Source organism: Candidatus Accumulibacter aalborgensis, assembly GCF_900089955.1.
Taxonomy (GTDB): Bacteria; Pseudomonadota; Gammaproteobacteria; order Burkholderiales; family Rhodocyclaceae; genus Accumulibacter; species Accumulibacter aalborgensis.
Genome location: NZ_FLQX01000150.1, coordinates 36,219 through 42,350, shown reverse-complemented (window position 1 = coordinate 42,350; position 6,132 = coordinate 36,219). Strand labels below are relative to the sequence as shown.

The 6,132-nt window shown below is 61.9% G+C and carries 7 protein-coding genes; all 7 read left to right on the top strand.

Features of this window, described 5'->3' with window-relative positions; translation table 11 throughout:
* Positions 1-132: 132 nt before the first annotated feature.
* The 7 genes from ACCAA_RS18945 (at position 133) to ACCAA_RS18915 (ending at position 6,009) form a co-directional block, all read left to right on the top strand.
* Complete coding sequence (locus tag ACCAA_RS18945; RefSeq protein ID WP_186408809.1) at positions 133-846, top strand: DUF6969 family protein; 714 nt, start codon at positions 133-135, stop codon at positions 844-846.
* The gene (locus tag ACCAA_RS18940; protein ID WP_186408808.1) at positions 843-1,718 is read left to right on the top strand and encodes a phosphate/phosphite/phosphonate ABC transporter substrate-binding protein; all 876 of its coding nucleotides are present in this window, start codon (positions 843-845) and stop codon (positions 1,716-1,718) included. Before ACCAA_RS18945 ends, ACCAA_RS18940 begins: the two co-directional genes overlap by 4 nt.
* Complete coding sequence (gene phnE, locus ACCAA_RS18935) at positions 1,719-2,612, top strand: phosphonate ABC transporter, permease protein PhnE (RefSeq protein WP_186408807.1); 894 nt, start codon at positions 1,719-1,721, stop codon at positions 2,610-2,612. It abuts the gene before it with no gap.
* Positions 2,609-3,424, top strand: coding sequence for a phosphonate ABC transporter ATP-binding protein (locus ACCAA_RS18930; protein ID WP_186408806.1), 816 nt, complete (start codon positions 2,609-2,611; stop codon positions 3,422-3,424). Before phnE ends, ACCAA_RS18930 begins: the two co-directional genes overlap by 4 nt.
* Positions 3,425-3,436: 12 nt before the next feature.
* The gene (locus ACCAA_RS18925; protein ID WP_186408805.1) at positions 3,437-3,553 is read left to right on the top strand and encodes a peptide-methionine (R)-S-oxide reductase; all 117 of its coding nucleotides are present in this window, start codon (positions 3,437-3,439) and stop codon (positions 3,551-3,553) included.
* Between the two features lie 106 nt (positions 3,554-3,659).
* Positions 3,660-4,562 (top strand): hypothetical protein, encoded by a 903-nt coding sequence (locus ACCAA_RS18920; RefSeq protein WP_186408804.1) that lies wholly within the window; start codon positions 3,660-3,662, stop codon positions 4,560-4,562.
* A 73-nt stretch (positions 4,563-4,635) separates the two neighbouring features.
* Complete coding sequence (locus ACCAA_RS18915; protein ID WP_245754682.1) at positions 4,636-6,009, top strand: patatin-like phospholipase family protein; 1,374 nt, start codon at positions 4,636-4,638, stop codon at positions 6,007-6,009.
* Positions 6,010-6,132: the final 123 nt, after the last annotated feature.

Below are 6,132 nucleotides of genomic sequence, written 5' to 3'. Positions count from 1 at the left end.
CACATCTTGACTTCAACACCACGACAGCGCCGCCGTTTCCTCCGCGTAGCGGCTTCGTCCAACGCCGAACTCAACCTGGGCTGGGTGATCGACACACCGGTCGGCGGGGATGACGGCCTCCGCTGATATCGCATGATCCCGGAAATCGACCTCACTGCCCTGCCCACCGCCCGGCGCCGCGAGATGCTTGCCGCCGGCCGCGAGATTGAAGCCTGTTACCGGGCCTTGGAAAATGGCGGCCTCAACATCGTTGGCGAAGTCCTGCGCGGCCAGGGAGATTTCGTCGAAATCGAGCATTACCCGAGCGACGATGTCTTCGATGCTGAGACACACGGCCAGTATTACTACCATGCGCACCGCGGTAACGACGATGAACACGGCCATTTCCACACATTCCTGCGCGCCGATGGCATGCCCGAAGGCAGCCGGCCAATCGACTACCCGCTGGCCAGCGACCCCTGGCCGACCGGCGACGAAGCGATCAGCCATCTCGTCGCCATCTCGATGGATGCCTGGGGTTACCCGATGGGGCTGTTCTGCACCAATCGCTGGGTGACGGCCGAAGCGTGGTACCCGGCCGAACAGGTCGTCGCCATGCTCGACCTCTTCGCCATCGGGCACGCCTTTCCGAACTGGGCGGTCAATCGCTGGATCGCGGCCATGGTTCGTCTGTACCGGCCGTATATCGAAGAGCTTGTTCGCCAGCGCGATGCCGTCATCGCCGACAGGCAGGAAAAGCTTCCCGGTCGCGATGTTTTTGAAGATCGCGACCTCGACATCACCACCTACCTACCCATCGACGTGCCAAGCCTGATTCAACGACTTGAAACCCTGGAGCAACCATGAAACGCATCGCCCGCCTTCTTTCCATTTTTGCCTCATTTTCCCTGTTGACCGTAGCAACTGCAGCCAGCGCCGCCGAGCCGCCGCTCAAGTTCGGCGTCGGCCTCTTCCAGCCGGACCGGGAAAAGAACGACGCGACTTATCGCCCACTCGCCGACTACCTGTCGAAAAAACTCAATCGCCCGGTCGAGTTGCGCACCGTCGATAGCTGGGAGGGCCTCGCCAAGTCGCTGGCCAATGGCGAAACCGATCTGGCGTTAATGGGCCCGTGGGGCTACGTACTGGCCAATCACCAGGCCGGTGTCCAGGTCATTTCGACCATCCTCTACGACGGCAAGCCCGAGTATTTCGCCATCACGGTCACCAGTCCGAAATCCGGCATCAACACGCTTGCCGACCTCAAGGGCAAGACCTTCGCCTTTGGCGACAAGGGCTCGACTTCAGGCTACCTGATCCCGCTGCACCACTTCATGATCCTGGGCATCGACCCGGAGAAGTATTTCAGCAAGGTCATCCACACCTCGCACCAGGCGATCGAAACCCAGGTCACGCAGGGAGTGCTCGACGCTGGCGCTGACTACAACCGCAATCGCAACGCGATGATCGAGCAGGGTCTGATCAAGGCCGAGGACTCGAAAATCATCTGGACCTCGGCCCCGCTGCCCAACGACGCCTTCGCCGTCAGTGCCGCACTGGCCGGCGACAAGGCCCTGATCGGCAAGCTGCAGGCCGCGCTCAGCGAAACGGGTGAGGCGCTGAAGAGCAATCCCAAGCTGCTGCCACCGCATTACACCGGTTTCGTCAGCCGTGATAACGCTTTCTACAAGCCGATCCGCGATGCCGGCATGGCGACCGGGAAGCTGCAGGCCAAGTAAATGAGTGCCCACGCTCTGACGACATCCTTCGTTGCCAAATTCAGCGGCCGGCTCGGCTTTCTCGGGCTAACGCTGATCTACGCGCTGCTCGTCGCCGCGTGCCTCGGCACGCTGGCGCGCGAAGACGAACTGTCGCTGGGGCGTAATCCCGTAGCCAACCTGGTCAAGACGGTGGGCGAATTCGCCCACCCGAGTTTTCTCGACGTCTGGTTCGGCAATCCGAAACTCGAATACAAGAGCGACGACGGCACCGTACTGCGCGTCGAGAACCGTCAGGAAGTCGAAGCCGACTACCTGGCCGGCCTCGGCCGCGCTACCTGGACAACCATCCGCATCGCCACCCTCGGCTCACTGCTCGGCGCCCTGCTTGCCCTGCCGCTGGCCGTGCTGACGGCGCGCAACCTGGCTGCCCCCAAGCCGCTGGCCTGGCTGGCCAAGGGCATCCTTGACGTCGCCCGCTCCATACACACGCTGGTCTTCGGACTGGTGCTGGTCGGTATCGTTGGCCTCGGCCCGACCGCAGGCATCCTGGCCATCGGCCTGCACTCGATGGGGACCTACGGCAAACTCTTCGCCGAAGCCATCGAGTCGCTCGACATGGCGGCCATCGACGCCGTGCGCAGCGTCGGCGCGACGCCCGACCAGGTTTTTTTCAACGCCATCTGGCCATCCGTGCTGCCGCAATTCGTTTCCAGTCATTTGTATGTCTGGGAATTCAACATCCGCGACTCGACCATCCTCGGTCTGATCGGGGCCGGCGGGCTAGGCCTGCTGATCACCGAAGCGACCTCACTTTTTCAGTGGGGCCGGTTATCGACCGTACTGATCGTCATCGTGCTGATGGTTTCCGCCTTCGACACCGTTAGTCGACGCATCCGGCAGGCCCTGTCATGAACGAGATTTCCATTTCCTTGCAGAAGGTGTGCTGCATTGCCGATGGACGAGCGCTGCTCGATGTCGGTGCGCTGACCATCCGCCACGGCGAACGTATTGCTATCGTCGGCCACAATGGCGCCGGCAAATCGACCCTGCTCCGCCTGTTGACCGGCTTCATGCCGGCCGCCCACGGTAAGGTCGAAGTGCTCGGCCGCAATCTAGCCGATAACCCGTCCGCACATGAACTGCGCACCCTACGGCGCAATGTCGGGCAGATCCATCAAGGCCTGCACTTGGTTGCCCGCCTGAGCGCGCTGGAAAACGTGCTGATTGGCAGCCTCGGTCGCGTCGTTGGGTGGCGCAGTTGGGTTCGCCACTTTCCGACTGCCGAGATAGCAAGGGCCGAAGCCGCGCTGCACGCCGTCGGCCTGCTCGCCCGCGCCAAAACACGGGCCGACAAGCTTTCCGGCGGCGAACGGCAGAAGGTCGCCATCGCCCGCCTGCTCGTCCAGCAGCCCAAACTGATTCTCGCCGACGAACCAACGGCCGCTCTCGACCCGGCTGCCGCCGGCGAGGTCTGCCACCTGCTGGCCCAGGCAGCGCGCCAGGCAGCGCGCCATGCGGCGCTGATCACGGTTGTCCACAACCCGTCCCTGCTGCCCTTGCTGGCCGATCGCGTCATCGGCCTGAAAAATGGCCGAATCGCCTTCGATTTACCGCTTGCTGCGGTCGACGATCAAAAACTGACCAATTTGTATCGCCCGGACGAGGCCGCTCCCGCAGCCCCCTGGCAATTGCCGGAGAGCACCCGGTGCTCGGTGTTTTCATAAGGGAACGACCCATTGCAAAAACACTGCTTCGACGACGGCCCGAAGCCGACCGGGAAGCGCTACTGCAACAATGGCGTCGCCCTCAAATTCGTCGTTCAGGGCGAGTCGCTGCCGGCGCTGCGGACATGAATATTGGTCATTTTTTCCGGTTGACCGCAACACCCACAGGGCTCCCGGCCAGTTTTCTGGCTCAGGCGACTGAAGCTAGCCAACAAGCTGAGCGGAGAAAATTTTCATGAGCAAACAGACCGGACGCACCTGCCCACTACATTACCGCTACGGCGCCGAAGCCATCGCCCGCCTGCCCACCGTCGAGGCGGAGACCCTTTATGTTATCGGCGGACTCTACGGCAACCTGCCGGCGCTCGATGCCATTGAAGCGATAGCTGCGCAGGAAGCCGGGCCGGTCACCCTCGTCTTCAACGGCGATTTCAACTGGTTCAATGTCGATGATGCCGGCTTTGCCGAAATCAACCGCCGCGTTCTCGCTCATCACGCCATCGTCGGCAATGTCGAGGCCGAACTCGGCGTCGATGGCAATGCCGCCGGCTGCGGCTGCGCCTATCCTGAGCACGTCGATAGCGGCGTCGTCGAACGCTCCAACCGCATCCATGCCCGGCTCAAGGCGACGGCAGCGCGTCACCCGGAAATTCTTGCCGCGCTCGCCGAATTGCCCATGATCGCGCGTTACCGGGTTGCCGATTGCCGCGTCGGCATCGTCCATGGCGATGCCGATTCGCTCGCCGGCTGGCGCTTCGACCCCGGTACGCTCGACCGGGAAAATGCTTCGGGATGGCTGCAAAACGCCTTCGAACACGCCATGGTCGATGTCTTTGCCAGCACCCACACCTGCACCCCTGTGCTCAAGCGCATCGGCGACTGCCTGCTCAGCAACAACGGGGCCGCCGGCATGCCCAACCAGGGAGGCCGGCAAAGTGGCCTGCTCACGCGCATCAGCCGCCACCCGCCAAGCCAGGCGCTGCTCGGCGGCGAAGTCGTGCGTGGTGCGCATGTGATTCTCATACACTACAACCATGCGGCCTGGAAAGACTGCTTTCTGGCGAACTGGCCTGCCGGATCGGACGCCTGGTTATCGTACTTCGAGCGTATTGCATCCTGGTCGGGCGAGCCCCAATAAACGCGAGGTGAATGCCTTGAACACCGCCCGGCCAGCGATTTTGTATCGATTCCTTCGGGCGGCGGCCCTCGCTGTGGCACTGCCAGCCCTGATTGTCGGATGTGCCGTCCAGCCTTACAACGCGCAGCTCGGCAACAACGCACCGGACAAGGCGTACACCTTCGCGAATCGTCTGCCCCGCAATTCGCCCAAGCTCTTCGTCGTCCTGACCTTTTCGGGCGGCGGCACCCGGGCCGCGGCTTTTGCGCTGGGGGTTCTCGAAAAACTTGCCGCCACGGAAATCCTCGTCGATGGCCAGCCGCGTCGCCTGCTCGACGAGGTCGACGTCATCACGGCCGTCTCCGGAGGCAGTTTTACCGCCGCCTACTTCGGACTTTTTGGCGAACAGGTGTTTACCGAATTCCCGGAGCGCTTTCTCTACCGCAACGTGACGCGCGACATGATTTTCTCGCTGCTCTCTCCCGGGCAACTGGCCAGGATTGCCGCGTCAAACTTCAGTCGCACCGACGCGGTCGCCGAATATTTCGACCGTACGCTCTTCGAGCGCCGCACCTTTGCCGATCTGTCATCTTCAGGAAACACCCCTTACATCATTCTCAATGCAGCAGACCTCAATACGGGTGCCACGTTTTCCTTTACACAAATGCAGTTCGACTATCTGTGCTCCGACCTCTCAAACTACTCCGTCGCCCGGGCAGTGATTGCTTCGGCGGCCGTACCATTCCTGTTTTCCCCCGTTGTGCTGCGCAACTACCCCGGCCCATGCGCCGGACGCAATCCACCCTGGGTGACGCAGGCACTGGCCGAGCGCAACCCGGCAGACCGCCGCTTTCATGCGGCAACGGCGCTGAACAGCTATAGCGATGCCAAAGCCGTGCCCAATGTCTGGCTCATCGACGGCGGCATTGTCGACAATCTCGGCGTTCGCGGCAGCATCATGAGCGAGGTCAACCACTACGGACGCGTTCTGGAAATGGCTGGTGCCTTCTCACCCGATGCGCTGTCCCGGGTTGAGCATGTGCTCGTCATCGCCTCCAACACCCAGACCGTCTCCGGCCGGGATTGGCTCACCTCGGAGGATGGCCCGGGCCTGGTCGATACCACCAAGGCGCTCGCCGACGCGACCACCAACCTGCTCAACGCCGAAACATCGCTGCTCGCGCAGCAGAGCTTCGACATGTGGTCCGCCTATGTCAATGCAGGACGATGCCCGACCTGCCCGAAGGTCACGGTCGATTTTGCAGTCCTTTCCTTCGACCGTATCGCCGACCCCACGGAACGTCATGAGTTTCAGACCACCGAAACCTCGCTGCACCTTGCGCGAGAAAAAGTAGACGCCCTGCGGGCGCTGCCGAGTCGGCTGCTTGATGCGTCGCCAGAGTTCGCTGCGTTTCTGCGGCGAGTTCAGTCGGTGCCTGCTGCGGATCAGCTACCACGCACAAAATAAATTTTCTATCTGGTGTAATAAATCGCCATGTACTAACGACTAATATTTACGGGCAGAAATGACCGTAGTTACCTCCGATCAATTGACCGGAACTACCAAGCAAAGAAACCGCAGCATTTCCGC

What these genes read in the sequence shown, in the direction of transcription:
- ACCAA_RS18945 (WP_186408809.1), top strand. Translation starts at nt 133, where the DNA reads ATGATCCCGGAAATCGACCTCACTGCCCTGCCCACCGCCCGGCGCCGC.
- ACCAA_RS18920 (WP_186408804.1), top strand. Translation starts at nt 3,660, where the DNA reads ATGAGCAAACAGACCGGACGCACCTGCCCACTACATTACCGCTACGGC.
- ACCAA_RS18940 (WP_186408808.1), top strand. Translation starts at nt 843, where the DNA reads ATGAAACGCATCGCCCGCCTTCTTTCCATTTTTGCCTCATTTTCCCTG.
- phnE (WP_186408807.1), top strand. Translation starts at nt 1,719, where the DNA reads ATGAGTGCCCACGCTCTGACGACATCCTTCGTTGCCAAATTCAGCGGC.
- ACCAA_RS18930 (WP_186408806.1), top strand. Translation starts at nt 2,609, where the DNA reads ATGAACGAGATTTCCATTTCCTTGCAGAAGGTGTGCTGCATTGCCGAT.